We start from the raw sequence: 23,163 nt of genomic DNA, 5'->3' as shown, positions 1-23,163 counted from the left end.
AAAACAGCCGTTTTTTTGAAATGGATGATTCTCAAGTGAAGGAAGAGCAGCATGTATAAGGTTTCTCCATTTGAAAAGCAACGTGATGGAGCCGCATTTTTCGTTACATCACCAGACTTCTAGTGTTCGTCAAGGATCGTGTGGGGCACACCGTGCGAAGGAGGGAAGGGAATGGACGCACGATTGACCGAATGGCGGCAGCAATGGCAAGCCATCTTGCATGAGTTTCGCCAACAGGCGCCGCTTGGCCGCGGCGATGTCGTTGTGATCGGCTGCAGTACGAGCGAGGTGCTTGGCGAGCGGATCGGCACGGCTGGATCGATGGACGTTGCCGCCATGCTGTTTGCCGAGCTTGACGCGTGGCGGCGCGAAACCGGCATTGCGCTCGCGTTTCAATGTTGTGAACATTTAAACCGGGCGCTTGTTGTCGAACGGGAAACCGCCAAAACTCACGGGCTGGAGATCGTTTCGGTCGTTCCGGTGCCGAAAGCGGGTGGGGCGATGGCCGCCTACGCCTATCGAACGTTCGCTGACCCGGTCGTTGTCGAGGCGATTCGCGCCGATGCCGGCATTGACATCGGCCATACGCTCATCGGCATGCATTTGAAGCCGGTTGCCGTTCCCGTGCGCGTTTCGGTGAAGCACATTGGATCGGCGTGCGTGACGCTGGCGAAAACGCGGCCGAAGCTGATCGGCGGCGCCCGAGCGGTCTACTCGTTGGAAAATCCGAATGATTCCTGTTCTTTCTAGCGGTTTCATTCATTTTTTCTTTGAATTTGCCTAGCTGAAGCTGATAAAATAAAAACGAATATTCACTGATTTCGCATAAGGGGGAGCTATTGATGAATTACTTGCCACAACAAGATCCGCAAGTGTTCGCCGCTATTGAGCAAGAGCGGAAGCGGCAGCATGCGAAAATTGAACTGATCGCCTCGGAAAACTTTGTCAGCCGCGCGGTCATGGAAGCGCAAGGGTCGGTTTTGACGAACAAATATGCGGAAGGCTATCCGGGACGCCGCTACTACGGCGGTTGTGAATATGTCGACATCGTCGAAGAGTTGGCGCGCGAGCGGGCAAAGCAATTGTTCGGAGCGGAACATGCGAATGTCCAGCCGCACTCGGGGGCGCAGGCGAACATGGCCGTTTATTTCACTGTTTTGGAGCACGGCGACACGGTGCTTGGCATGAACTTGTCGCACGGCGGCCATTTGACGCACGGCAGCCCGGTCAATTTCAGCGGCATTCAGTACCATTTTGTCGAATACGGCGTCGATCCAAAAACGCATGTCATTGACTATGACGACGTGCGCGAAAAAGCGCGCCTTCACCGGCCGAAGTTGATCGTCGCCGGCGCGAGCGCTTATCCCCGCATCATCGACTTCGCCAAGTTCCGCGAGATTGCCGATGAAGTCGGCGCCTATTTAATGGTTGACATGGCCCATATTGCCGGTCTTGTTGCGGCAGGTGTTCATCCGAACCCGGTTCCGTACGCCCATTTCGTTACGACGACGACGCACAAAACGCTGCGCGGTCCGCGCGGCGGGATGATTTTATGCCAAGAGCAGTTCGCCAAACAGATCGACAAAGCGATTTTCCCTGGCATTCAAGGCGGCCCGCTCATGCATGTTATTGCCGCGAAAGCCGTCGCGCTCGGTGAAGCGCTGCAAGACGACTTTAAAGTCTACGCGAAGCGCGTCGTGGAGAATGCCAAACGGCTCGCAGCCGCCTTGCAAAACGAAGGATTCACCCTCATTTCCGGCGGCACGGACAACCATTTGCTGCTTGTCGATTTGCGCCCGCAGCAACTGACCGGGAAAACGGCGGAGAAAGTGCTCGATGAGGTCGGGATTACGGTCAACAAAAACACGATTCCGTACGATCCGGAAAGCCCGTTTGTCACAAGCGGCATCCGCATCGGCACGGCCGCGGTCACGACGCGCGGCTTCGGATTGGAAGAGATGGACGAAATCGCCGCCATCATCGGCCTTGTGCTGAAAAACGTCGGCAGCGAACAAGCGCTTGAGGAAGCGCGCCAACGCGTCGCCGCTTTGACAGAAAAGTTTCCGCTCTATCAAGACTAAGCGCCGCCGCTTCGTCCGAAACCGTACGGTGCACCGCCTCCGGATTTGGCGGTGCGCCTTTTTCCGTTCGTTCGGCAGTTGAATAGGCGCTCGTTTTCCAGTAGAATGTATAGAAGTGCAGCGCATACATACGGAAGAGGAGAGTTGACCCATGGGAAAAGTGTACGTCTTTGATCATCCGCTCATCCAGCATAAATTGACCTACATTCGCGACAAGAATACGGGCACGAAAGAATTTCGCGAGCTTGTCGACGAAGTGGCGACGTTGATGGCGTTTGAAATTACACGTGATCTGCCGCTTGAGGAAGTCGAGATCGAAACCCCCGTCAGTAAAGCCAGAGCGAAAGTGATCGCCGGCAAAAAACTGGGCGTCATTCCGATTTTGCGCGCCGGCATCGGCATGGTTGACGGCATCCTGAAGCTCATCCCGGCGGCGAAAGTCGGCCATATCGGCTTGTACCGCGATCCCCAAACATTAAAGCCGGTCGAATATTACGTCAAGCTGCCGAGCGATGTCGAAGAGCGCGATTTTATCATCGTCGACCCGATGCTCGCAACCGGCGGATCAGCGGTGGCGGCGATCGATGCGCTGAAAAAGCGGGGTGCGAAAAGCATTAAATTTATGTGCCTAATCGCGGCGCCGGAAGGAGTCAAAGCGGTGGAAACGGCCCACCCGGATGTGGACATTTACATCGCTGCCCTTGATGAGCGGTTGAACGACCACGGCTATATTGTCCCTGGTCTTGGCGACGCCGGCGATCGGCTGTTTGGCACAAAATAACAGCTGCAAGGCGCCCCGCGCCGCGCGGGGTTCGCATTCCATCGAGCGGTGGAGAGGGTGCCTTGCCCATGCGTCAGTTAAGCGCTTGCATCGAATCATGAAAAGGAAAATAGGCTAAAAATAAAATATATCATTATACATCATCATTGTGAGAAGAAAATGAGAAATTGTCACAAATTATTAATATTTGCCCTATGTGAATGAGGTTTTACGTGGAAACACATTGACATTGACCAGGCCGTATTGTATCCTTTACAAGGGGTAGATTGAGAAGGTTTTCATTATGTTAAAGGGTGTGTTGGCATGTCCCCAAAACAGCGCCACCCGTTTCAAGCCATGGCGTTGATGTCCGCCATCGTCTCCCAACTTGTTGGTTCGATTTTGGTCGGCGTTTTCGGCGGGAGATGGATCGATGATCGATTTGGCACCGAGCCGATCTTTTTGATCGTCGGCCTTTTGCTTGGACTGGCGGCCGGCGTGTATGCGATGTTGCGCTTGATCCGCCAATATTTCTCTGGGGAGCAATAAAATGGGAAATCTTCAAGCGATGTTTTGGCGGCAAGTTCGATACATATTGTATTTGCTCGCCATCTATACGCTCGGCTTTGGATTTACGCCGTATAAAACCGTTTTTCTCAGCTTGATTCTCGGCACATCGATCAGCCTCCTCATGGTTTGGAACTTAACCTGGAAAATCGAAAAATTCGGACAAGCGGTGGCGGCGCGCAAAAAAGTGCGCACATTAGGCACCTTATCGCGTTTGGCGCTTGCCGCATTGGCTGCTGTCATTGTTCTGACGTATCCGCAATATTTTCATATCGTGCCAACCGTTTTGGGATTAATGACATCCTACATTGTCATTATAATAGATTTCTTCTTTCACAAATGGAAAAACGACAAGCTGCAGGCATGAAAGCGAGGTGAGAGAGGATGGAGCATAAAGCGCCGCTTGTCGAATTTTTAGGCCTTACGTTTAATTTATCTGATATGTTGATGATTACGATCACCTGTTTGATCGTTTTCATCATTGCTGTTGCGGCTACTCGCTCGCTTCAGCTGCGCCCGACGGGGATGCAAAACTTTATGGAGTGGGTCTTTGACTTTGTTAGAGGCATCATTAACAGCACGATGGATTGGCAAACGGGCGGCCGCTTTTTGACGCTGGGGGTCACGCTCATCATGTATGTGTTTGTGGCCAATATGCTTGGACTGCCGTTTTCCGTCCATGTCAACGGCGAACTTTGGTGGAAATCGCCGACCGCGGATGCGACCGTTACGTTGACGCTGGCGGTGATGGTCGTCGCCCTCACCCACTACTATGGGGTGAAAATGAAAGGGGCATCCGACTATTTGCGCGATTACACCCGTCCAGTCGCCTGGTTGTTCCCGCTTAAAATCATCGAAGAGTTTGCCAACACGCTGACGCTCGGTTTGCGTCTTTTCGGGAACATTTACGCCGGGGAAATTTTGCTTGGCTTGCTCGCCAGCCTTGGCACGCATTACGGTGTGCTTGGCGCTGTTGGCGCAGCCATTCCGATGATGGTGTGGCAAGCGTTCAGTATTTTTGTCGGAACGATTCAGGCGTTCATTTTTACGATGTTAACCATGGTTTATATGGCTCATAAGGTCAGTCATGACCATTGAGCATTCCTTATCATTTCATTAAGGACTTGAAACATTACTTTAACATGGTGAAGGAGGATCTATCAACATGAGTTTGGGTGTACTTGCAGCTGCGATTGCGGTAGGTTTGGGGGCGTTAGGCGCCGGCATCGGCAACGGGTTGATCGTCAGCCGTACCATTGAAGGGATTGCTCGTCAACCAGAATTGCGTCCGGTTTTGCAAACGACGATGTTCATCGGGGTTGCGTTGGTTGAGGCGCTTCCGATCATCGGTGTCGTCTTCTCGTTCATTTACTTAGGTCGATAAGAAATCGATATGGAAAGTGATGGCGAAGTTCGTGTCAACGACCACCTTCGCCATTCCTTTATGTGCGGTTTTGCGAGACCGCATCGGTGCGATAGCTGTCGAAAGGAGTGAAACGCGGTGTTGTGGAAGGCAAACGTATGGGTGCTCGGCGAAGCGGCGCATGGCATCAGCGGCGGCACGATTATTTACCAATTGCTGATGTTCATTATTTTGCTGGCCTTGCTGCGCAAATTCGCTTGGCAGCCGTTAATGAATATCATGAAACAACGTGAAGAACATATCGCGAACGAAATCGACCAGGCGGAAAAACGCCGTCAAGAAGCAGAAAAACTTCTTGAAGAACAGCGCGAACTGATGAAGCAGTCGCGCCAAGAAGCGCAAGCGCTCATTGAAAACGCGCGCAAGCTGGCTGAAGAGCAGAAAGAACAAATTGTCGCCTCGGCCCGTGCGGAAGCGGAACGGGTGAAAGAAGCGGCGAAAAAAGAAATCGAGCGTGAAAAAGAACAGGCGATGGCCGCGCTCCGTGAACAAGTGGCCTCGTTGTCTGTCTTGATCGCCTCAAAAGTGATTGAAAAAGAGCTGACCGAGCAAGATCAACGCAAGCTGATCGAAGCGTACATCAAAGACGTTCAAGAGGTAGGAGGAGCGCGATGAACCAAGAAGTGATCGCCAAACGGTACGCGTCCGCTTTGTTCCAAATCGCGCTCGAACAAGGACAGCTTGATCGAATCGAAGAAGATGTTCGCGCCGTGCGCCAGGCGTTGGCGGAAAACGGCGAGTTTTTATCGCTTCTTTCGTATCCGAAACTTTCCTTGGATCAGAAAAAAGCGCTCATCCGCGAAGCGTTCGCCGGTGTGTCCACTCCGGTGCAAAACACGCTTCTCCTTCTTCTGGAGCGCCATCGCTTCGGCCTTGTGCCCGAGCTGGCGGAACAGTTTCTCGCCCTCGTCGACGATGCGCGCGGCATCGCCAAGGCGGTCGCCTATTCGGCGCGGCCGTTGACGGACGAAGAACTGCGGGCGCTTTCCGACGTCTTTGCCCAAAAAGTCGGCAAACAGACGCTTGAGATTGAAAACATCATTGATCCGGAACTCATCGGCGGCGTGAGGCTGCGCATCGGCAACCGCATTTACGACGGCAGCGTCAGCGGGCAGCTTGAACGGATTCGGCGGCAGCTGATCGGCTAACATTTGAAGACAGGGGTGAAAGGCATGAGCATTCGAGCGGAAGAAATCAGCGCGCTCATTAAGCAGCAGATTGAAAACTATGAATCGCAAATCCAAGTGAGCGATGTCGGAACCGTCATCCAAGTCGGCGACGGGATCGCGCGCGCTCATGGGCTCGATAACGTCATGTCCGGCGAGCTTGTTGAATTTGCCAACGGCGTGATGGGCATGGCGTTGAACTTGGAAGAAAACAACGTCGGTATCGTTATTTTAGGACCGTACACCGGCATTAAAGAAGGGGACGAAGTGCGCCGTACGGGCCGGATCATGGAAGTGCCCGTTGGGGAAGCGCTCATCGGCCGCGTCGTCAACCCACTCGGTCAGCCTGTTGACGGATTAGGGCCGGTGGAAACGACGGAAACGCGCCCGATTGAAAGCCGTGCGCCGGGCGTTATGGACCGGAGATCGGTGCATGAGCCGCTGCAAACCGGGATTAAAGCGATCGACGCGCTCGTGCCGATCGGCCGCGGCCAGCGCGAGCTCATCATCGGCGACCGGCAAACGGGGAAAACGTCCGTCGCCATTGACACGATCATCAACCAAAAAGACCAAAACATGATTTGTATTTATGTCGCCATCGGGCAAAAAGAATCGACGGTCCGCACCGTTGTCGAAACGCTCCGCAAACACGGCGCGCTCGACTATACGATCGTCGTCACCGCCTCGGCGTCGCAGCCGGCTCCGCTTTTGTTCTTGGCGCCGTATGCCGGTGTGGCGATGGGCGAGTATTTCATGTATAAAGGCCAACACGTGTTAGTGGTCTATGACGATTTATCGAAACAAGCCGCGGCATACCGCGAATTGTCGCTCTTGCTTCGCCGTCCGCCGGGCCGTGAAGCGTATCCGGGGGATATTTTCTACTTGCACTCCCGCCTGCTTGAGCGCGCAGCGAAATTGAGCGATGCCAAAGGCGGCGGTTCGTTGACCGCGCTTCCGTTCGTCGAAACGCAAGCGGGCGACATTTCCGCCTACATTCCGACGAACGTCATCTCGATTACGGACGGGCAAATTTTCTTGCAATCGGACTTGTTCTTCTCCGGCGTCCGCCCAGCGATCAACGCAGGGTTGTCCGTTTCGCGCGTCGGTGGGGCAGCGCAAATCAAAGCGATGAAAAAAGTAGCCGGGACGCTTCGTTTGGACTTGGCCGCTTACCGTGAGCTCGAAGCGTTCGCCCAATTCGGCTCCGACCTCGATAAAGCGACGCAGGCGAAGCTCGCCCGCGGGGCGCGCACGGTCGAAGTGCTGAAGCAAGATTTGCATCAGCCGATTCCGGTCGAAAAACAAGTGTTGATCATCTATGCATTGACGCGCGGCTTTTTGGACGACATCCCGGTTGAAGATGTGCGCCGTTTCGAGAAAGAGTTTTACTTGTGGCTCGACCAAAACGGCCAACACTTGCTTGAGCACATCCGCACGACGAAAGATCTTCCGAACGAAGACGATCTCAATCAAGCGATCGAAGCGTTCAAGAAAACGTTTGTCGTTTCTCAATAAGGCCGGCGGGGGCATATCGCCCCCTCATGCCTGTTAGAACCCGTGCAGCAAAAAGGTGGTGAAACCTTTGGCATCGTTACGCGATATTAAAACGCGCATCAATGCGACGAAGAAGACAAGCCAAATTACAAAAGCGATGGAAATGGTCTCGACGTCGAAGCTGAACCGCGCGGAGCAAAACGCGAAATCGTTCGTTCCATATATGGAGAAAATTCAAGAAGTCGTGGCTAATGTGGCGCTTGGCGCCGGCGGCGCTTCACATCCGATGCTCGTTTCGCGCCCGGTGAAAAAAACCGGTTATCTCGTGATCACGTCGGATCGCGGTCTGGCTGGCGCGTACAACAGCAACGTGCTGCGCCTCGTGTACCAAACGATCCAAAAACGCCATGCTTCTCCGGACGAATATGCGATCATCGTCATCGGCCGCGTCGGGTTGAGCTTTTTCCGCAAGCGGAACATGCCGGTCATTCTCGACATCACCCGCTTGCCGGACCAGCCGTCGTTTGCCGATATTAAAGAAATCGCCCGCAAAACGGTTGGGTTATTCGCCGACGGTACGTTTGACGAGCTGTATATGTATTACAACCATTACGTGAGCGCGATCCAGCAAGAGGTGACGGAACGGAAGCTTCTGCCGCTCACTGACTTGGCGGAGAATAAGCAACGCACGGTGTACGAATTTGAACCGTCGCAAGAAGAAATTTTGGACGTCTTATTGCCGCAGTATGCGGAAAGCCTCATTTACGGCGCATTGCTCGATGCAAAAGCAAGCGAACACGCCGCCCGCATGACGGCGATGAAGAACGCAACGGACAATGCGAACGAGCTCATTCGCACATTGACGCTTTCCTACAACCGCGCTCGCCAAGCGGCGATTACGCAAGAAATTACGGAAATTGTCGCCGGAGCAAACGCCTTGCAATAGGGGACTAGCAAGTTAGGAGGGAAAACGATGACAAGAGGACGCGTTATCCAAGTCATGGGTCCGGTTGTAGACGTCAAGTTTGAGAACGGCCACTTGCCGGCGATCTACAACGCCCTGAAAATTCAACATAAAGCGCGCAACGAAAACGAAGTCGACATCGACTTGACATTGGAAGTCGCCTTGCACCTTGGCGATGATACAGTACGGACGATCGCGATGGCGTCCACAGACGGCCTCATCCGCGGCATGGAAGTCATCGATACCGGTGCACCGATTTCGGTGCCGGTCGGCGAAGTCACGCTTGGCCGCGTGTTCAACGTCTTGGGCGAGCCGATCGACTTGGAAGGCGACATTCCGGCTGACGCCCGCCGCGACCCGATTCACCGTCCGGCGCCAAAATTCGAGGAATTGGCGACGGAAGTCGAAATTTTGGAAACGGGGATTAAAGTCGTTGACTTGCTTGCCCCGTATATTAAAGGCGGAAAAATCGGTTTGTTCGGCGGCGCTGGCGTAGGAAAAACGGTCTTGATCCAAGAGCTGATTCACAACATCGCCCAAGAGCACGGCGGGATTTCCGTCTTTGCTGGCGTCGGCGAACGGACGCGCGAAGGGAACGACTTGTACCATGAAATGAAAGATTCCGGCGTCATCAGCAAAACGGCCATGGTGTTCGGACAAATGAATGAGCCGCCGGGGGCGCGGATGCGCGTCGCCTTGACCGGCTTGACGATGGCCGAATACTTCCGTGATGAACAAGGCCAAGACGTGTTGCTCTTTATCGATAACATCTTCCGTTTCACGCAGGCCGGTTCGGAAGTGTCGGCGCTGTTAGGCCGCATGCCGTCGGCCGTTGGTTACCAACCGACATTGGCGACGGAGATGGGTCAATTGCAAGAGCGGATCACGTCGACGGCGAAAGGCTCGATCACCTCGATTCAAGCGATTTACGTCCCGGCCGACGACTATACGGACCCGGCTCCGGCCACGACGTTCTCGCACTTGGATGCGACGACGAACCTGGAGCGGAAACTCGCGGAGATGGGGATTTATCCGGCCGTTGACCCGCTCGCTTCGACATCGCGTGCGTTGGCGCCGGAAATCGTCGGCGAGGAGCATTATCAAGTCGCCCGCAAAGTGCAGCAAACGCTGCAACGTTATAAAGAATTGCAAGACATCATCGCCATCTTGGGGATGGACGAACTGTCGGACGAAGACAAACTCGTCGTTCACCGCGCCCGCCGCATCCAGTTCTTCTTGTCGCAAAACTTCCACGTGGCGGAGCAGTTCACGGGCCAACCGGGCTCCTACGTGCCGGTCAAAGAAACGGTGCGCGGCTTTAAAGAAATTTTGGAAGGCAAATACGACCATCTTCCGGAAGATGCGTTCCGCTTAGTCGGCCGCATTGAAGAAGTCGTTGAAAAAGCGAAAGCGATGGGTGTCGAAGTGTGACCCGGGATAGGGGGATTGGACAATGAAAACGATCCACGTGAGCGTCGTTACTCCTGATGGCCCGGTGTACGAAGACGATGTTGAGATGGTCAGCGTCAAAGCGAAAAGCGGCGAGCTCGGCATTTTGCCGGGGCACATCCCGCTTGTCGCCCCGCTCGAGATCAGCGCGGCCCGGTTGAAAAAAGGCGGCAAAACGCAATACATTGCCGTCAGCGGCGGCTTTTTGGAAGTCCGCCCGGACAACGTGACGATTTTGGCTCAAGCTGCTGAACGGGCGGAGGACATTGACGTCCTCCGCGCCAAAGCGGCGAAAGAGCGGGCGGAGCGCCGCCTGCAAAGCCAGCAGGATGACATCGACTTCAAACGGGCCGAACTGGCGTTAAAACGCGCCATGAACCGTTTGAGCGTTGCGGAAATGAAGTAAAAAGCAGGGGAGTTTTTCCCCTGCTTTTTTTGATGAAAACGGAAGAATCGTCCGTCAAGGAGAGAGGCAAACGCTCTCTCTTTTTTCGTTCCTCGCATTCCGTCGTTTCAACAAAGATGAAGCGCTTACATGAATGGATACCGTGTTGACAGTGTTAACTTGAAGTTTTGCTGACACGGCTGGATATAAATGTTATAATGAAATCGAAGGAATTATTGAAAAATTTCATCATTAACACCATACGTATGTAGTAAACCGGAAGGGGGCGAGCTGGTTGAGCAACATCTATGCAAACAGTTATTTGATCATCTTCGTCTTCCTTTGCCTCGGTGTGTTGCTGCCGATCGGGGCGCTCACGGCCGGGCGGTGGCTGCGGCCGCACGTGCCGAGTGATGCAAAGGCGACAATTTATGAAAGCGGTAACAATCCCTTTCACGACTCGCGCGTTCAGTTCCAAGTTCGGTACTACCTATTTGCCTTGCTGTTTGTCATTTTCGATATCGAGACGGTGTTTTTGTACCCGTGGGCTGTTGTCTATGACCAACTCGGCTTGTTCGCGTTGGTGGAAATGATCATGTTCATCGTTTTGCTTGCCATTGGCTTGATCTATGCTTGGAAAAAGAAGGTGTTACGATGGATGTGAAATGGGAGGGTTTTTCTGGCGTCGAAATGGAAGAAGTGAAGCGAAACGTCTTTTTGACGACGTTGGAACAGTTGAAAGGATGGGCCCGAAGCAGTTCGCTTTGGCCGTTGACGTTCGGCCTTGCCTGTTGCGCCATCGAGATGATGGCGGTCGGCGGCGCCCATTACGACCTCGACCGGTTCGGTTCGTTTTTCCGCGCCTCGCCGCGGCAGGCGGACGTCATGATTGTCTCGGGCACGGTGACGAAAAAAATGGCGCCGCTCTTGCGCCGGTTGTATGACCAAATGCCCGAACCGAAATGGGTCATCGCCATGGGTTCGTGTGCGACAGCCGGCGGCCCGTACGTCAAATCGTACAGCGTCGTCAAAGGCGTCGACCAAATTGTCCCGGTGGACGTGTACATACCAGGCTGTCCGCCGAACCCGGCAGCGCTCATCTACGGCATTCATAAATTAAAAGAAAAAATCCGACTGGAAGCCAAAACGGGGAAGAAGGTGCTGTAACCGATGGATGAAGAAAAAGATTTGGCCCAGCGAAAAAAAGAAGCAGCCGAGCGGGCAAAACAGCTGGCGCGCGAACGGCTTGCGGCCAAGCAAGCAGCAGAACAGGCGAAGCAAGCCGCTGAAACCGGTGACGCCCGAAGCGATGATTTGAATCCTTCTTCGGATGTATCCGACGGCCCGGCAAATGAAGCGCCGGGCGGCGCGGCGCAGCCGCCATCGGCTGAAGACATCGCGTCAGCGAAAAAACGAGTTGCCGAAGAGGTGCGAGCCAAGGCCGCCGAGTTGCGGCGACAGCGCGAGGCGGCGGCGTCCGGGGACGACCTCGAGGCGGCGAAGCGGAAGGCGGCGGAGGAAGCGCGGGCGAAGGCGGCGGAATTGCGAAGACAGCGGGAGGCCGCTGCGTCTGGTGCGGCGACAGGGGACGACCTCGAGGCGGCGAAGCGGAAGGCGGCGGAGGAAGCGCGGGCGAAAGCGGCCGAACTGCGGCGACAACGCGAGGCGGCGGCGTCGGGAGCGGGGTCCGGGGACGACCTTGAGGCGGCGAAGAAGAAAGCGGCGGAAGAAGCGCGGGCGAAAGCGGCCGAACTGCGTCGTCAGCGCGAGGCGGCGTCGGGAGCGGGGGCTGGGGACGACCTCGAGGCGGCGAAGAAGAAAGCGGCGGAAGAAGCGCGGGCGAAGGCGGCCGAACTACGTCGTCAGCGCGAGGCGGCCGCGTCCGCAGGTGCGTCGGAAGAGGACCTCGAGTTAGCGAAGAAAAAGGCTGCCGCGGCGGCTAAGGCGAAGGCGGCGGCGCTGGCCAAACAGAAGGCCGCTGAAGCGGCGGGAAGCGATGACGAGCTGGCGAAGCAAAAAGCGAAAGCCGCCGCTGCAGCGAAAGCGCGGGCTGCTGCTATGGCGAAGCAGCAAGGCGATGCTGCCGACGATGAGGCGAAACAAAAGGCGATCGCGGCGGCGAAAGCGAAAGCGGCCGCGGCTGCCCGGGCGAAGGCCGCAGCCGCTGGGGAGGATGGCGGGGCGGCGAAGCCATCTGCTTCATCGCCGAACGATCCGCTGCTTGAGAAATATGTCCGCATCATTCATGAGCATCTCGGTTCGGACGTGCTCGAGGATGCATACATCAACCGGCTGGCGAAAGATGTGCCGACGCTTGTCGTGAAAAAAGAGGCGTACTACAAAGTCGCTGAGTTGTTAAAGGGCCATGAACAGCTGCAGTTTGATTATTTATCCGAGCTGCACGGCACCGATTTTCAGACGCATATGGAAGTGTACGTCCATTTGTATTCCTATCCAAACCGGCAGCCGGTGGCGCTGAAAGTCAAAATCGAGCGCGACAACCCGGAAGTCGATTCGCTCGTTCCGCTTTGGCCGGGGGCGAACTGGCCGGAGTGCGAAGCGTACGATTTGCTTGGCATCCGTTTCCGCGGCCACCCGAACTTAATCCGCATCTTTCTTGGGGAGCACTGGGTTGGGCATCCGCTGCGCAAAGATTACGAGCCGTACGATGCGGAGGTGTAGATGATGCTGCGCACAGAAGAAATGATTTTAAACGTCGGCCCTCAACACCCGAGCACGCACGGGGTGTTCCGCCTCATTTTAAAAATTGACGGCGAGATCATTCAAGAGGCGACGCCGGTCATCGGCTATTTGCATCGAGGGACGGAAAAAATCGCCGAAGGGCTGCAATACACGCAAATCATCCCGTACACCGACCGGATGGACTACTTGTCGGCGATGACGAACAACTATGTGCTTTGCCATGCGGTCGAAACGATGATGGGCATTGAAGTGCCGGAGCGGGCCGAATATTTGCGCGTTCTCGCCATGGAGCTCGGGCGGATCGCCAGCCACCTCGTTTGGTGGGGGACGTATTTGCTCGATCTTGGTGCGACGAGCCCGTTTTTGTACGCGTTCCGCGAACGCGAAATGATTATTAATCTATTAAATGAGCTGTCTGGAGCGCGGCTGACGTTCAACTATATGCGCATCGGCGGCGTCAAATGGGATGCGCCGGACGGTTGGATTGACAAAGTGAAGCAGTTCGTTCCGTACATGCGGGAGAAACTTCACGGCTATCATGAGCTTGTCACTGGCAATGAAATTTTCCGCCAGCGCGTCACCGGCGTCGGGCGGTATACGAAAGAAGAGGCGATCAGCTATTCGCTCAGCGGCGTCAACTTGCGGTCGACCGGCGTCAAATGGGATTTGCGCAAAGATGAACCGTATTCGATCTATGACCGCTTTGATTTTGACGTGCCGGTGCGCGATGGCGGCGACTGCCTTGCCCGCTATGAATGCCGGATGGCGGAAATCGAACAGTCGCTTCGCATCATCGAGCAGGCGTGCGAGCAATTTCCGCCTGAGGGGCCGATCATGGGAAAAGTGCCCCGCATCATTAAAGCGCCGCCCGGCGAGACGTTCGTCCGCATCGAGGCGCCGCGCGGCGAGATCGGCTGCTATATTGCGAGCGACGGCAAAAAGGAGCCGTACCGCCTCAAATTCCGGCGCCCGTCGTTTTACAATCTGCAAATACTCCCGAAGCTGCTCAAAGGGGAAAACTTGGCCAATGTCATCGCCATTCTTGGGTCGATTGACATTGTGCTTGGGGAGGTCGACGGATGATGGAACAATGGCTTGAATCCACGCCAAGCTGGTCGAACATCGCCCTGTTTTTCGGGCTTGGGGCGCTGCTTTTGGCGGTCGTGCTCGCCTTTGTCACATACGGCATTTTGGCTGAGCGGAAAGTGATGGGGTTTATGCAAGGGCGCATCGGGCCGAACCAAGTCGGCGGCCGCTTCGGGCTTTTGCAAACGGTCGCGGACGTATTAAAGCTGCTGCTAAAGGAAGATACGATTCCGAAAGCCGCTGACCGCCCGCTGTACGTGCTGGCGCCGATCATCGCCTTTGTGCCGTCGTTTATGGTGCTGGCGGTATTGCCGTTTACCGATTCGTTTCGGTTTGCCGATATCGGCGTCGGCCTTTTGTATTACATCGCCGTTTCCGGCTTGACAACCATCGGCGTTGTCGCCGGCGGCTGGGCGTCAAACAACAAATACGCTCTGCTTGGCGGCATGCGGGCAGCCGCGCAAATGATTTCCTATGAGATTCCGCTCGTCATGTCGGCGCTTGGCGTCGTGCTTTTGGCTGGAAGCATGAATTTAGTCGACATCGTTGCGGCGCAAAAAGACGTCTGGTTCATTTTCGCCCAGCCGTTGGCGTTTTTGATTTTCCTCATTGCCGCGGTGGCCGAGTTGAACCGGACGCCGTTTGACTTGCCGGAGGCGGAGTCCGAGCTCGTCGCCGGCTTCCATGTCGAATATTCCGGGTTCCGTTGGGCGTTCTTTATGCTCGCCGAGTATGTGTATTTGTTCGCCATGGCGGCGCTTGTGACGATTTTGTTTCTCGGCGGTTGGCATCCGGTCGCATTTCTCGGCTGGATTCCTGGCGCGGTCTGGTTTGCGCTGAAGTTTTGTGCGGTCGTTTTCGTCCTCATTTGGTTTCGCGCCACATTTCCGCGCGTGCGCGCCGACCAGCTGATGGAGTTCGCCTGGAAAGTGCTGCTTCCGCTTTCGCTCGTCAACATTGTGCTGACGGCGGTCGTGAAAGCGTGGTTTTTCTAAAAGGCCGGTGATTTAGTGAAAAGTCGCGAAAAACGGACTCTTTTCAAATTGAGAAGTCCTGTAAAATCAACGCCTCTCTTTCACCCAAAAGCAACGGATTCGGCGAAATCGGTCGTTTTTCACCAGTCCTCTAAAGGAACAAAGCAACTTGTCTTGCCAAGAAGGGGGCAGCCGCCCATGAGCATGGCCTCCTCCTTCGGGCAGAGGTCGTGTCGGAACGCCACTTTTCCCATGAGAGGGGTAGACGGATGATTGGGTTGATGAAAGGATTGGCGTATACGTTAAAAGAGTTGACGCGCGAAAAAGTGACGTACGATTACCCGCACGAACCGCTCCCGCTCCCGGATCGGTTTCGCGGCATCCAGAAATTTTATCCCGAAAAATGCATCGTGTGCAACCAGTGTGTCAACATTTGCCCGACCGAATGCATCCAGCTGACCGGGAAAAAACATCCCGATCCGACGAAAAAAGGGAAAGTGATTGAGACGTACAACATCAACTTTGAAATTTGCATTTTATGTGATTTGTGCACGGAAGTATGCCCAACGGAAGCGATTGTCATGACGAACAACTTTGAGCTCGCGGAATACAGCCGCGACGCTCTGTATAAAGATTTGGCCTGGCTCGATGAAAACGATACGAACATCAGAAGGGAGAATAAGCCGTGAGCGGAACGGACATCGCCTTTTTCTTGCTCGCCCTCGCGGCGATTGCCGGGGGAGTGACGATGCTCCAGCTGACGAACGTCGTCCATATGGTCATCGCCCTCGTCATGACATTTGTAGGCATTGCCGGGCTGTACGTGCTGTTGTCCGCTGAATTTGTCGCTGTTGTGCAAGTGCTCATCTATTCCGGAGCCATCACGATCATCATGCTGTTTGCGATCATGCTGACGCGCCATCACACAGACGAAAGGGAGCGCCAAACCACCGGCGGCGTCTGGCATAAAGCGGTTGCCGCCCTCTCCGTCATCGCCTTCGGCCTTGCCGTCTACTTCGGCATCCGCCAGCTCGACTTCGGCGCTGACGGCAGCGCGCTTTCGGGCGACAACGCGAAGGCGATCGGCAAGTCGCTTTACTCGTATTATACGATTCCGTTTGAAATCGTGTCCGTCATTTTGCTTGTCGCCTTAATTGGCGCGATCGTGTTGGCGAAAAAAGACGGCAAGGGGGCGGAAGACGAATGACATTATCGGCCTATTTAGCGTTGGCGCTGATCTTGTTTTGCATTGGGCTGTACGGGGCGCTCACGAAGAGGAATACGGTCATTGTGCTCATCTGCATTGAGCTGATGTTAAATGCGGTCAACATCAATTTCGTCGCTTTTGCCAAATACGGCGCCCATCCCAGCGTTCACGGGCACGTGTTCGCGCTGTTTGCGATCGCCGTGGCGGCGGCGGAAGCAGCCGTCGGCTTAGCTGCGCTCATCGCTTTTTACCGCAGCCGGAAGACGGTTCAAGTCGATGAAGCCAATTCGTTGAAACATTAGAGAAGGGGATGGGAACGATGATGAACCTAGCTTGGGTCGTGCCGCTGTTCCCGCTTGGTTCGTTCATTCTGTTGCTGCTGTTCGGACGGAGATGGAAACAGCGAAGCGCCTATGTCGGCATCGCCGCGGCGTTCTTGTCGCTGCTTTTGGCGCTCGCGGTGCTTGTGGACCGCCTTGGCGGGTCGACGTATGAGGCAAACTGGACATGGATGACGATCGGCAACGTGACGTTGACGGTCGGGATTTCCGCCACCGCCCTAAACGCTTGGATGCTCGTCGTCGTCGCACTCGTCAGCTGGCTCGTCCATGTGTATTCGCAAGGGTACATGGCTGGCGATGAACGGTTTTCCACCTTTTACGCGTATTTGGGCCTGTTTACGTTTGCGATGCTCGGTCTTGTGCTGTCGCCGAATTTGCTGCAGGCGTACATCTTTTGGGAGCTCGTCGGGCTTGGATCGTTTTTGCTGATCGGTTTTTACTTCTATAAGGAAGAAGCAAAAGCGGCGGCGAAAAAAGCGTTCATCATGACGCGCATCGGCGACGTTGGCTTTTTTATCGGCATGATGTTGCTCTTTTGGCAAACGCACAGCTTTGATTACGATGACATTTTCCGCGCCGTCGGCGACGGCACGCTGTCGCCGGGGATGACGACGCTCGCTGTGATCTTGATTTTCATCGGCGCCATCGGCAAATCGGGGCAATTTCCGCTCCATACATGGCTTCCAGACGCGATGGAAGGCCCGACGCCGGTGTCGGCGCTCATCCACGCTGCGACGATGGTGGCGGCCGGTGTGTACCTTGTGGCGGCATTGTTTCCGCTGTATGAGGCAAGCCATGCAGCCATGATGACCGTGGCGACGATCGGCGGGGTGACGGCCATTTTCGCCGCGACGATCGGCTTGGTGCAGACGGACATCAAGCGCGTCCTCGCCTATTCGACGATCAGCCAGCTCGGTTATATGATGTTGGCGCTTGGCGCCGGCAGCTATGTCGCGGCCATCTTCCATTTGACGACGCATGCGTTCTTTAAAGCGCTCCTCTTTTTGGCCGCCGGGAGCGTCATTCATGCCGTCCGTACGCAAAACATCGAGGAAATGGGCGGACTTTGGCAGCGGCTGCCATGGACCGCGCCGCTATTCCTCATTGGGGCGCTGTCGATCAGCGGGGTTCCGCTATTCGCCGGCTTTTTCAGCAAGGACGAAATTTTGGCCGCCGCCTGGACGAACGGGCCGCGCCTCCTCTTTTGGCTCGCGGTCGCTGCCGCGCTGTTGACGTCGTTTTATATGTTCCGGCTCTTTTTCCTCGTCTTTGCCGGCAAAGCGCGGCATCATGAGGATGCTCATGAAGCGCCGGCCTCGATGGTGGCGCCAATGCTTGTGCTCGGCGTGCTGTCGATTGCATCCGGATACATGCAAACGCCGTGGTTTGGCTCGTTCCTTGGCGAATGGTTGACGGATGGAGCGTATCGTCATGAAGCGGCGCCGGGATGGATCGCTGTTTTGGCGACGATCGTGTCGTTTGCAGGGATTTTTCTCGCTTGGCTGATGTACGGGGCGCAGAAAATGCCGCGCGATTGGCTGTCCGCGCGTGTTCCGTATGTTGATGAGCTGCTGCGCCGTCATTACTACATCGATGACATTTACCGTTTGACGGTCGTGTCGCTTGTGTCATGGATCAGCCGCCTGTTGGCGTATGTCGACCGCTTCCTTGTGGAAGGGCTCGCCCGGCTTGCCGCCGGCATTGTCGGCGCGGCCGCCTCGGCTGGGTCGCGCGGGCAAAACGGGCAGGCGCAGACGTATGGGGCGGTGACGGTGGCCGGATTGGCGATTTTGGTCGTCATTTTCGCCTTAACAGGGGGGTACTGGCTATGATGTTTTTATCGCTGCTCGTCTTTTCGCCGCTGTTAGGCATCGTGTTGCTGATGTTTGTCCGCAAAACGGATGAACGAATGATTCAATGGCTCGGAACGGCTGCCACCGTACCGCCGCTCATTTTGGCGTTGTTTGCTTTCATTCAGTCCGGGCGCGGGTTTCGCCTCGAGCGGCTCGACGAAGCGCGGGACTGGGTGCGGCTTGCTGACCTGCCATTTTTGACGGACGCGGCGTATGTGATCCGCTATGAGCTCGGCATCGATGGGCTGTCGCTTGTCTTTATCGTTCTGACCGCGGTGTTGGCGACGTTGGCCGCTTTGGCGTCGATGCTTGTCAAAACGGAGAAAAAAGGGTATTTTCTCTGGCTGCTGGCGCTTGAGATTGGCATGCTCGGCGTATTTTCCGCCGCCAATTTCGTTTGGTTTTTCCTCTTCTTAGAAGTGACGTTGGTCGCTATGTTTTTGCTTGTCGGCAAGTGGGGCGGGTTTGAGCGCGAGCGGGCGGCGTACAGCTACTTGTTGTACAACGGGCTCGGCTCGGCTTTGTTGCTTGTTGTGATCGCGGTGCTGCTTGCCCGAACTGGAACAGCGAACTTTGCCTTGCTTCATGAAATGTTACATAATCCAGCGGCGGAAGGGCAACTGATTGCGCCGTTGACGGAGGAAGGGAGTCGCTGGCTGCTCGGCGGGCTGTTGTTGGCATTTGCCGTCAAGCTGCCGGCTGTTCCGTTCCACCGCTGGCTCATCCGCGTCCACGTCGAAGCGCCGCCGCCGGTGGTGATGCTTCATGCCGGGGTGTTGCTGAAAATCGCAGCGTATGGGATGATTCGCTTCGGGGTCGGCTTGTTTCCGGATGAGTTCCGCTCGTTTGCCGGCGTTCTCGCTCTATTTGGCGTCATCAACGTGCTGTACGGCGCGCTGTTGGCGCTTCGCCAGCGCGAATTGAAGCGCGTGCTCGCCTACTCGAGCGTGTCGCATATGGGGGTCGTGCTCATCGGACTCGGTGCGTTGAATGAGGCCGGCATTCAAGGAGCGGTCTTTCAATCGGTGGCTCACGGACTCATCTCGGCCTTGTCGTTTTTGCTTGTCGGCGTGCTCGCTCATCGAATGGGAACAACGGACATCAACCGGCTTGGTGGACTGACGAAAGCGATGCCGCTCTTTTCCGGGTATTTGCTCACAGCGGCGCTCGCCTTGCTCGGTCTGCCGGGGCTGGCGGGATTTGTCGGTGAATTCACGTCGTTTCTCGGGCTGTTTCAAACGAAGCCGGCCCTTGCCGCCGTGGGTGCGCTTGGATTGATCTTCGCCGCTGTCTATTCGCTGAAAGCCGTCCTTGATATCACGTTCGGCCGCCCCCGCGACCGGCGGGAAGCGGTCATGGGCTGGCGTGAGCCGCAAGCATCTGCGGCAAGCCTAGGTGAACCGCAAGGGGGCGTCGTTGACTTGCAAGGAAAAGAAGCTGTGCCGGCGTTCATCCTCGTCGCGTTGATCGTGGCCGTCGGCGTCTATCCACAGCTATTGGCCGCGCCGCTTACGGCCGTCGTCAAGACGATGATGAACGGGCTAGGGGGTTGATCACATGAACGATGTATGGCAATCCGATTGGAGCATGATGGCGCCCGAATGGATCGTCCTCGCGGCCGCCATAGCGCTGTTGGTGATTGACTTGGCGCTGCCGAGTGATCGAAGCCGCCGGCCGCTTGCTTGGGGCGCCGCGGCGGCGGCGGCGCTCGCCATGATCGCGACAGCGGCGATGATCCCGGCCGGGTCGGCATCGATTTTGCATGATACGTTCCGGCTCGATGCGTTCGCCAAAGCGTTCAAGTTCATTTTGCTGGCTGGCGGAGCGCTCGCTCTGCTTTTAGTGGCCGAATGGGCGCCGAAAGAAGGCAGTCCGCACCGCGGCGAATTTGTCTATATGATGTTGTTTGCGCTGCTTGGGGCGATGATGATGGCGTCTAGCGGCGATTTGCTTACATTATTTGTCAGCCTTGAGCTGCTTTCGGTGTCGTCCTACATTTTGGCCGGTTTGCGCAAAACGGCGCCGGCATCGAACGAGGCGGCGCTCAAATACGTCATCAATGGCGGCATCGCCACCGCCATCATGCTGTTTGGCATGAGTTATGTGTTCGGCTTGACCGGAACGACGAATCTCGGCGGCATCGCGCGCCGCTTGCAGGAGACGAACGAGCCGTACATGCTTGCTTTGGCGTTTCTGCTTTTGCTCATCGGCGTTTCGTTTAAGCTGGCGACTGTTCCGTTTCATATGTGGGCGCCGGACGTGTACGAAGGAGCGCCCGTTCCAGCGACCGCGTTTTTTGCCGTCGTGTCGAAAACGGCCGGCTTTGCCCTTCTTCTCCGTTTGCTGGTGACGATCTTTGCCGTGGCGCCGTCTGAAGGGCGTGACCCATCATCGCTTCTTTTGTCGATGCAGCCGATCATCACCGTGTTAGCTGGATTGACGATGATCATCGGCAGCGTCGTGGCGCTTCGGCAGCGGAGTTTAAAGCGGCTGCTCGCCTACTCAGGCATCGCCCACGCCGGCTACTTGCTCGCGGGGTTTGCCGCGATGTCATGGGCGATGATCGATTCGCTCTGGATGTATTTGCTCGTCTATACGTTGATGAACATCGGGGCGTTTGCCATTATTGCCCATATTGTCAATGAAACCGGATCCGATGATTTGGATGGGCTCGCCGGCTTATATCGGCACCGCCCATTTCTGGCTGCGGCGTTCGGGCTGTTTTTGCTCTCGCTCGCCGGCATCCCAGGAACAGCTGGCTTTATCGCCAAGCTGCATATTTTCATCGGCCTTGTCGTCACAGAGCCGGGCCATTATGTGCTCGCCGCCGTGATGGCGATCACGACCGTCATCTCGTACGTGTATTATTTCAATTTGATCGTCCAGCTCTTTTTCCGCCCGACGTTCACCGCGCCGCTTGGCCGGCTGCCGGCCGGGCTGTCGACCGCCGTCGTTCTTTGCGCGCTTGGAACGTTGGCGATCGGCTGGGCGCCGGGGCTTGCTTACGATATGCTTGCCCAGTTTGGGCATTTTGGCGATTTTTTGCCGTAACGGTAGAATAAAGGGAGAGGGAGAATGCCTCTCCTCTTTTTTTGCGCCGCCGGCTTCGTTTGGAAAGGAGGGGATGCGCTGCGTGCTTTGCGCAGGAAAGCTCCATCGAGCAATGTTTGCTTTCCACCTAGCATGAAAGTTTCAAGGCCTGCGCATTTTCATAGAAAGAGGGGAATGCTCATCCCGCTGGCTTTGTTTCGGGACGAGGAGCACCTTGGATGTGCGGCCGGTGCTGTTTCGGGGGAGAAGAGCTTGTCATGCGACGCTTAATCTGTTTTCGAAACGCATGAAGTGCTTTGGCTGCACGCCGCGTTCCGAAAAAGAGGAAATGCTTCGTATGCGCCGTTTCACATATGCTTGAGAAAGAGGTGAAACTTGATGATGCTGGTCATCGGCCAACAAGCGTTGATTTCGATTATCGTTCATTTGGCGTTTCTAGCGGTGACGTGGTGGACGCTGCAGGCGGTGCGGCTCGAGGTGCTGCTTCGGCCGAACCGCGTCGTCCAAGGGCGGCTGCTGTACATTTTATTGACGATTGCCATCGGCTCGACGGTGGCGAACTTTTTCCTTGACTATTGGGCTTGGTCAACCGATTTGCCGTATTTGTTCCGCGAATAGGGAGGCCCGGGGCGCCGTGGTGCTTCGGCTCCCCCTCCAACTGTCCGCTTGCCCCGCCCTCTGTCCGGCCGATCCGTTCTTGCCGCCGCCTCTTTGCTCCCCGTCCCGTCCCCTTCTTCCATGGATTCTCGGCTGTTTGCCCTCCGCTTTGATGTTTATTTATGAAAGCGATTTCAAAAATCGCCGGTTGTCGATTTTTTTGACGTATGTTCCCTTGCCCGGTGGCAACAATAACAAGTAAGGAGAGGAAGGGAACGAAGATGAGAAAAAATCCAATCTGTTGGCTGATGGCGCTGGCCGCCGCGGTCTTGTTGTTGGCCGCAGGGCAATACCGGACGGAAGGCGCGCGGGGGAACGAATGGTCCGAACCGTTGGAAATGATGGCGCACACATTGGCGCAACACGGTGCCTCGCTCGGCCGCTGGGTCGTGTACACAAGAGAGTATGCCCACGATATTCAAAATGATGCGGACTTTTTCAAAAAAATGGCGGAGTTCAAACAAACATACCGCTCCTTCCGCTGGACGTTCCACCAAACTAGCCATTGGCAAAAAGTGATCGGCACGAATGAACATTCCTTTTTTCGTGAACAAATCCAGCTCGTGATGACCGTCACAAATGGAACGCCGCAAACGTATATCCTCTATGAAGCGACCGGCCCAACGTGGAGCCAAGCTGGGTGGAAAGAAGCAGCACAGCACATTCAAAAAACGACGAACGGACTATTTGTGAATCACTCTACATTTTTCGCTTGTATTGAAGGCGAGTTCAGTGGTAATATGGAAGGTGGTTTGTTCGATCAAGCTTCTCAATTGCTTCGCGATTTTCAAGCGACGCCTGTCGAGTGGCTGCGGGAAGAGTCACTCGTTTCCCTGTCTGCATATACTGGGCAGTGGAAGAACGTTCTCCCGGCCGCCAATCATCAGCCGATCAACCTGCAACTCGCCTTGAGAGAAAAATTGGGCGGCAAGACGCGCGTCGTTGCTGGAACCCCAATCATTACCATTGAATACTAATATAGAGAAATTGGACGCGGAGGGG

26 protein-coding genes are annotated in these 23,163 nt (G+C 55.6%); all 26 read left to right on the top strand.

The genetic code is table 11. From position 1 onward, the window contains the following. Positions 1 to 171: 171 nt before the first annotated feature. The 26 genes from GHH_RS17100 (at position 172) to GHH_RS16970 (ending at position 23,138) form a co-directional block, all read left to right on the top strand. A complete protein-coding gene (locus tag GHH_RS17100) occupies positions 172 to 750 on the top strand; it encodes a TIGR01440 family protein (RefSeq protein WP_015376067.1) in 579 nt (192 codons plus the stop codon). A gap of 92 nt (positions 751 to 842) precedes the next feature. After that, complete coding sequence (glyA, locus tag GHH_RS17095; RefSeq protein WP_015376066.1) at positions 843 to 2,081, top strand: serine hydroxymethyltransferase; 1,239 nt, start codon at positions 843 to 845, stop codon at positions 2,079 to 2,081. 151 nt (positions 2,082 to 2,232) lie between these two features. Further along, the gene (gene upp, locus GHH_RS17090; RefSeq protein ID WP_011232835.1) at positions 2,233 to 2,862 is read left to right on the top strand and encodes a uracil phosphoribosyltransferase; all 630 of its coding nucleotides are present in this window, start codon (positions 2,233 to 2,235) and stop codon (positions 2,860 to 2,862) included. Positions 2,863 to 3,165: 303 nt separating this feature from the next. Further along, positions 3,166 to 3,390 (top strand): AtpZ/AtpI family protein, encoded by a 225-nt coding sequence (locus GHH_RS17085; protein WP_015376065.1) that lies wholly within the window; start codon positions 3,166 to 3,168, stop codon positions 3,388 to 3,390. Position 3,391: 1 nt separating this feature from the next. Beyond that, positions 3,392 to 3,775 carry an ATP synthase subunit I gene (locus tag GHH_RS17080; RefSeq protein WP_015376064.1) on the top strand — a complete coding sequence of 128 codons (384 nt, stop codon included), beginning with the start codon at positions 3,392 to 3,394 and terminating at the stop codon, positions 3,773 to 3,775. Positions 3,776 to 3,792: 17 nt separating this feature from the next. Continuing rightward, positions 3,793 to 4,506, top strand: a complete 714-nt coding sequence (gene atpB / locus GHH_RS17075; protein WP_015376063.1) for a F0F1 ATP synthase subunit A — start codon at positions 3,793 to 3,795, stop codon at positions 4,504 to 4,506. Positions 4,507 to 4,573: 67 nt separating this feature from the next. After that, positions 4,574 to 4,792 (top strand): F0F1 ATP synthase subunit C, encoded by a 219-nt coding sequence (gene atpE, locus GHH_RS17070; protein WP_011232830.1) that lies wholly within the window; start codon positions 4,574 to 4,576, stop codon positions 4,790 to 4,792. Between the two features lie 120 nt (positions 4,793 to 4,912). Beyond that, positions 4,913 to 5,446 carry a F0F1 ATP synthase subunit B gene (locus GHH_RS17065; protein ID WP_190300174.1) on the top strand — a complete coding sequence of 178 codons (534 nt, stop codon included), beginning with the start codon at positions 4,913 to 4,915 and terminating at the stop codon, positions 5,444 to 5,446. Further along, the gene (locus GHH_RS17060; RefSeq protein WP_015376061.1) at positions 5,443 to 5,979 is read left to right on the top strand and encodes a F0F1 ATP synthase subunit delta; all 537 of its coding nucleotides are present in this window, start codon (positions 5,443 to 5,445) and stop codon (positions 5,977 to 5,979) included. The genes GHH_RS17065 and GHH_RS17060 overlap by 4 nt, the downstream gene beginning before the upstream one ends. A gap of 24 nt (positions 5,980 to 6,003) precedes the next feature. After that, positions 6,004 to 7,512 carry a F0F1 ATP synthase subunit alpha gene (atpA, locus tag GHH_RS17055; RefSeq protein ID WP_015376060.1) on the top strand — a complete coding sequence of 503 codons (1,509 nt, stop codon included), beginning with the start codon at positions 6,004 to 6,006 and terminating at the stop codon, positions 7,510 to 7,512. A gap of 67 nt (positions 7,513 to 7,579) precedes the next feature. Next, positions 7,580 to 8,437, top strand: a complete 858-nt coding sequence (gene atpG, locus GHH_RS17050; protein WP_011232826.1) for an ATP synthase F1 subunit gamma — start codon at positions 7,580 to 7,582, stop codon at positions 8,435 to 8,437. Positions 8,438 to 8,464: 27 nt separating this feature from the next. After that, on the top strand, positions 8,465 to 9,886 hold the full coding sequence (gene atpD, locus GHH_RS17045) for a F0F1 ATP synthase subunit beta (RefSeq protein WP_011232825.1): 1,422 nt from the start codon (positions 8,465 to 8,467) through the stop codon (positions 9,884 to 9,886). 22 nt (positions 9,887 to 9,908) lie between these two features. Beyond that, positions 9,909 to 10,310, top strand: coding sequence for a F0F1 ATP synthase subunit epsilon (locus tag GHH_RS17040; RefSeq protein ID WP_015376059.1), 402 nt, complete (start codon positions 9,909 to 9,911; stop codon positions 10,308 to 10,310). A gap of 274 nt (positions 10,311 to 10,584) precedes the next feature. Beyond that, entirely contained in the window at positions 10,585 to 10,953 is a 369-nt protein-coding gene (locus GHH_RS17035; RefSeq protein ID WP_015376058.1) for an NADH-quinone oxidoreductase subunit A, read from the top strand. Then, a complete protein-coding gene (locus GHH_RS17030) occupies positions 10,944 to 11,456 on the top strand; it encodes an NADH-quinone oxidoreductase subunit B family protein (protein ID WP_011232822.1) in 513 nt (170 codons plus the stop codon). Before GHH_RS17035 ends, GHH_RS17030 begins: the two co-directional genes overlap by 10 nt. 3 nt (positions 11,457 to 11,459) lie before the next feature. Beyond that, positions 11,460 to 12,971 (top strand): NADH-quinone oxidoreductase subunit C, encoded by a 1,512-nt coding sequence (locus GHH_RS17025; protein ID WP_015376057.1) that lies wholly within the window; start codon positions 11,460 to 11,462, stop codon positions 12,969 to 12,971. A 3-nt stretch (positions 12,972 to 12,974) separates the two neighbouring features. After that, complete coding sequence (locus tag GHH_RS17020; protein WP_033005905.1) at positions 12,975 to 14,075, top strand: NADH-quinone oxidoreductase subunit D; 1,101 nt, start codon at positions 12,975 to 12,977, stop codon at positions 14,073 to 14,075. Further along, a complete protein-coding gene (gene nuoH, locus GHH_RS17015) occupies positions 14,072 to 15,073 on the top strand; it encodes an NADH-quinone oxidoreductase subunit NuoH (protein ID WP_015376055.1) in 1,002 nt (333 codons plus the stop codon). Before GHH_RS17020 ends, nuoH begins: the two co-directional genes overlap by 4 nt. Before the next feature lie 248 nt (positions 15,074 to 15,321). Beyond that, entirely contained in the window at positions 15,322 to 15,741 is a 420-nt protein-coding gene (nuoI, locus tag GHH_RS17010) for an NADH-quinone oxidoreductase subunit NuoI (RefSeq protein WP_013146600.1), read from the top strand. Continuing rightward, positions 15,738 to 16,259, top strand: a complete 522-nt coding sequence (locus GHH_RS17005; protein WP_013524804.1) for an NADH-quinone oxidoreductase subunit J — start codon at positions 15,738 to 15,740, stop codon at positions 16,257 to 16,259. The genes nuoI and GHH_RS17005 overlap by 4 nt, the downstream gene beginning before the upstream one ends. Then, positions 16,256 to 16,561, top strand: coding sequence for an NADH-quinone oxidoreductase subunit NuoK (nuoK, locus tag GHH_RS17000; protein WP_011232815.1), 306 nt, complete (start codon positions 16,256 to 16,258; stop codon positions 16,559 to 16,561). The genes GHH_RS17005 and nuoK overlap by 4 nt, the downstream gene beginning before the upstream one ends. A 17-nt stretch (positions 16,562 to 16,578) precedes the next feature. Then, on the top strand, positions 16,579 to 18,432 hold the full coding sequence (gene nuoL, locus GHH_RS16995) for an NADH-quinone oxidoreductase subunit L (protein WP_015376054.1): 1,854 nt from the start codon (positions 16,579 to 16,581) through the stop codon (positions 18,430 to 18,432). Next, the gene (locus tag GHH_RS16990) at positions 18,429 to 20,006 is read left to right on the top strand and encodes an NADH-quinone oxidoreductase subunit M (protein WP_015376053.1); all 1,578 of its coding nucleotides are present in this window, start codon (positions 18,429 to 18,431) and stop codon (positions 20,004 to 20,006) included. The genes nuoL and GHH_RS16990 overlap by 4 nt, the downstream gene beginning before the upstream one ends. Before the next feature lie 4 nt (positions 20,007 to 20,010). Then, positions 20,011 to 21,504, top strand: coding sequence for an NADH-quinone oxidoreductase subunit NuoN (gene nuoN, locus GHH_RS16985; RefSeq protein ID WP_015376052.1), 1,494 nt, complete (start codon positions 20,011 to 20,013; stop codon positions 21,502 to 21,504). A 378-nt stretch (positions 21,505 to 21,882) separates the two neighbouring features. Beyond that, positions 21,883 to 22,122: a DUF1146 family protein gene (locus GHH_RS16975; protein WP_014196942.1), complete on the top strand. Its 240-nt coding sequence runs from the start codon at positions 21,883 to 21,885 to the stop codon at positions 22,120 to 22,122. A 260-nt stretch (positions 22,123 to 22,382) separates the two neighbouring features. Beyond that, positions 22,383 to 23,138, top strand: a complete 756-nt coding sequence (locus GHH_RS16970) for a YwmB family TATA-box binding protein (RefSeq protein ID WP_011232809.1) — start codon at positions 22,383 to 22,385, stop codon at positions 23,136 to 23,138. Positions 23,139 to 23,163: the final 25 nt, after the last annotated feature.

This window comes from Geobacillus sp. GHH01, assembly GCF_000336445.1.
In the GTDB taxonomy this organism is placed as follows: Bacteria; Bacillota; Bacilli; order Bacillales; family Anoxybacillaceae; genus Geobacillus; species Geobacillus zalihae.
Note: the sequence above shows the minus strand (reverse complement) of the source record. Positions and strands in the feature narration are given on the sequence as shown.

Excerpts from the sequence above, each read along its gene's own strand:
- atpD (WP_011232825.1), top strand. The coding sequence starts at position 8,465 with ATGACAAGAGGACGCGTTATCCAAGTCATGGGTCCGGTTGTAGACGTC.
- GHH_RS17025 (WP_015376057.1), top strand. The coding sequence starts at position 11,460 with ATGGATGAAGAAAAAGATTTGGCCCAGCGAAAAAAAGAAGCAGCCGAG.
- atpA (WP_015376060.1), top strand. The coding sequence starts at position 6,004 with ATGAGCATTCGAGCGGAAGAAATCAGCGCGCTCATTAAGCAGCAGATT.
- GHH_RS16990 (WP_015376053.1), top strand. The coding sequence starts at position 18,429 with ATGATGTTTTTATCGCTGCTCGTCTTTTCGCCGCTGTTAGGCATCGTG.
- atpE (WP_011232830.1), top strand. The coding sequence starts at position 4,574 with ATGAGTTTGGGTGTACTTGCAGCTGCGATTGCGGTAGGTTTGGGGGCG.
- GHH_RS17100 (WP_015376067.1), top strand. The coding sequence starts at position 172 with ATGGACGCACGATTGACCGAATGGCGGCAGCAATGGCAAGCCATCTTG.
- GHH_RS17040 (WP_015376059.1), top strand. The coding sequence starts at position 9,909 with ATGAAAACGATCCACGTGAGCGTCGTTACTCCTGATGGCCCGGTGTAC.
- GHH_RS17080 (WP_015376064.1), top strand. The coding sequence starts at position 3,392 with ATGGGAAATCTTCAAGCGATGTTTTGGCGGCAAGTTCGATACATATTG.
- nuoL (WP_015376054.1), top strand. The coding sequence starts at position 16,579 with ATGATGAACCTAGCTTGGGTCGTGCCGCTGTTCCCGCTTGGTTCGTTC.
- nuoK (WP_011232815.1), top strand. The coding sequence starts at position 16,256 with ATGACATTATCGGCCTATTTAGCGTTGGCGCTGATCTTGTTTTGCATT.
- nuoI (WP_013146600.1), top strand. The coding sequence starts at position 15,322 with ATGATTGGGTTGATGAAAGGATTGGCGTATACGTTAAAAGAGTTGACG.
- GHH_RS17085 (WP_015376065.1), top strand. The coding sequence starts at position 3,166 with ATGTCCCCAAAACAGCGCCACCCGTTTCAAGCCATGGCGTTGATGTCC.
- nuoN (WP_015376052.1), top strand. The coding sequence starts at position 20,011 with ATGAACGATGTATGGCAATCCGATTGGAGCATGATGGCGCCCGAATGG.
- upp (WP_011232835.1), top strand. The coding sequence starts at position 2,233 with ATGGGAAAAGTGTACGTCTTTGATCATCCGCTCATCCAGCATAAATTG.
- atpB (WP_015376063.1), top strand. The coding sequence starts at position 3,793 with ATGGAGCATAAAGCGCCGCTTGTCGAATTTTTAGGCCTTACGTTTAAT.
- nuoH (WP_015376055.1), top strand. The coding sequence starts at position 14,072 with ATGATGGAACAATGGCTTGAATCCACGCCAAGCTGGTCGAACATCGCC.
- GHH_RS17030 (WP_011232822.1), top strand. The coding sequence starts at position 10,944 with ATGGATGTGAAATGGGAGGGTTTTTCTGGCGTCGAAATGGAAGAAGTG.
- glyA (WP_015376066.1), top strand. The coding sequence starts at position 843 with ATGAATTACTTGCCACAACAAGATCCGCAAGTGTTCGCCGCTATTGAG.
- GHH_RS16975 (WP_014196942.1), top strand. The coding sequence starts at position 21,883 with ATGATGCTGGTCATCGGCCAACAAGCGTTGATTTCGATTATCGTTCAT.
- GHH_RS17020 (WP_033005905.1), top strand. The coding sequence starts at position 12,975 with ATGCTGCGCACAGAAGAAATGATTTTAAACGTCGGCCCTCAACACCCG.
- GHH_RS16970 (WP_011232809.1), top strand. The coding sequence starts at position 22,383 with ATGAGAAAAAATCCAATCTGTTGGCTGATGGCGCTGGCCGCCGCGGTC.
- GHH_RS17060 (WP_015376061.1), top strand. The coding sequence starts at position 5,443 with ATGAACCAAGAAGTGATCGCCAAACGGTACGCGTCCGCTTTGTTCCAA.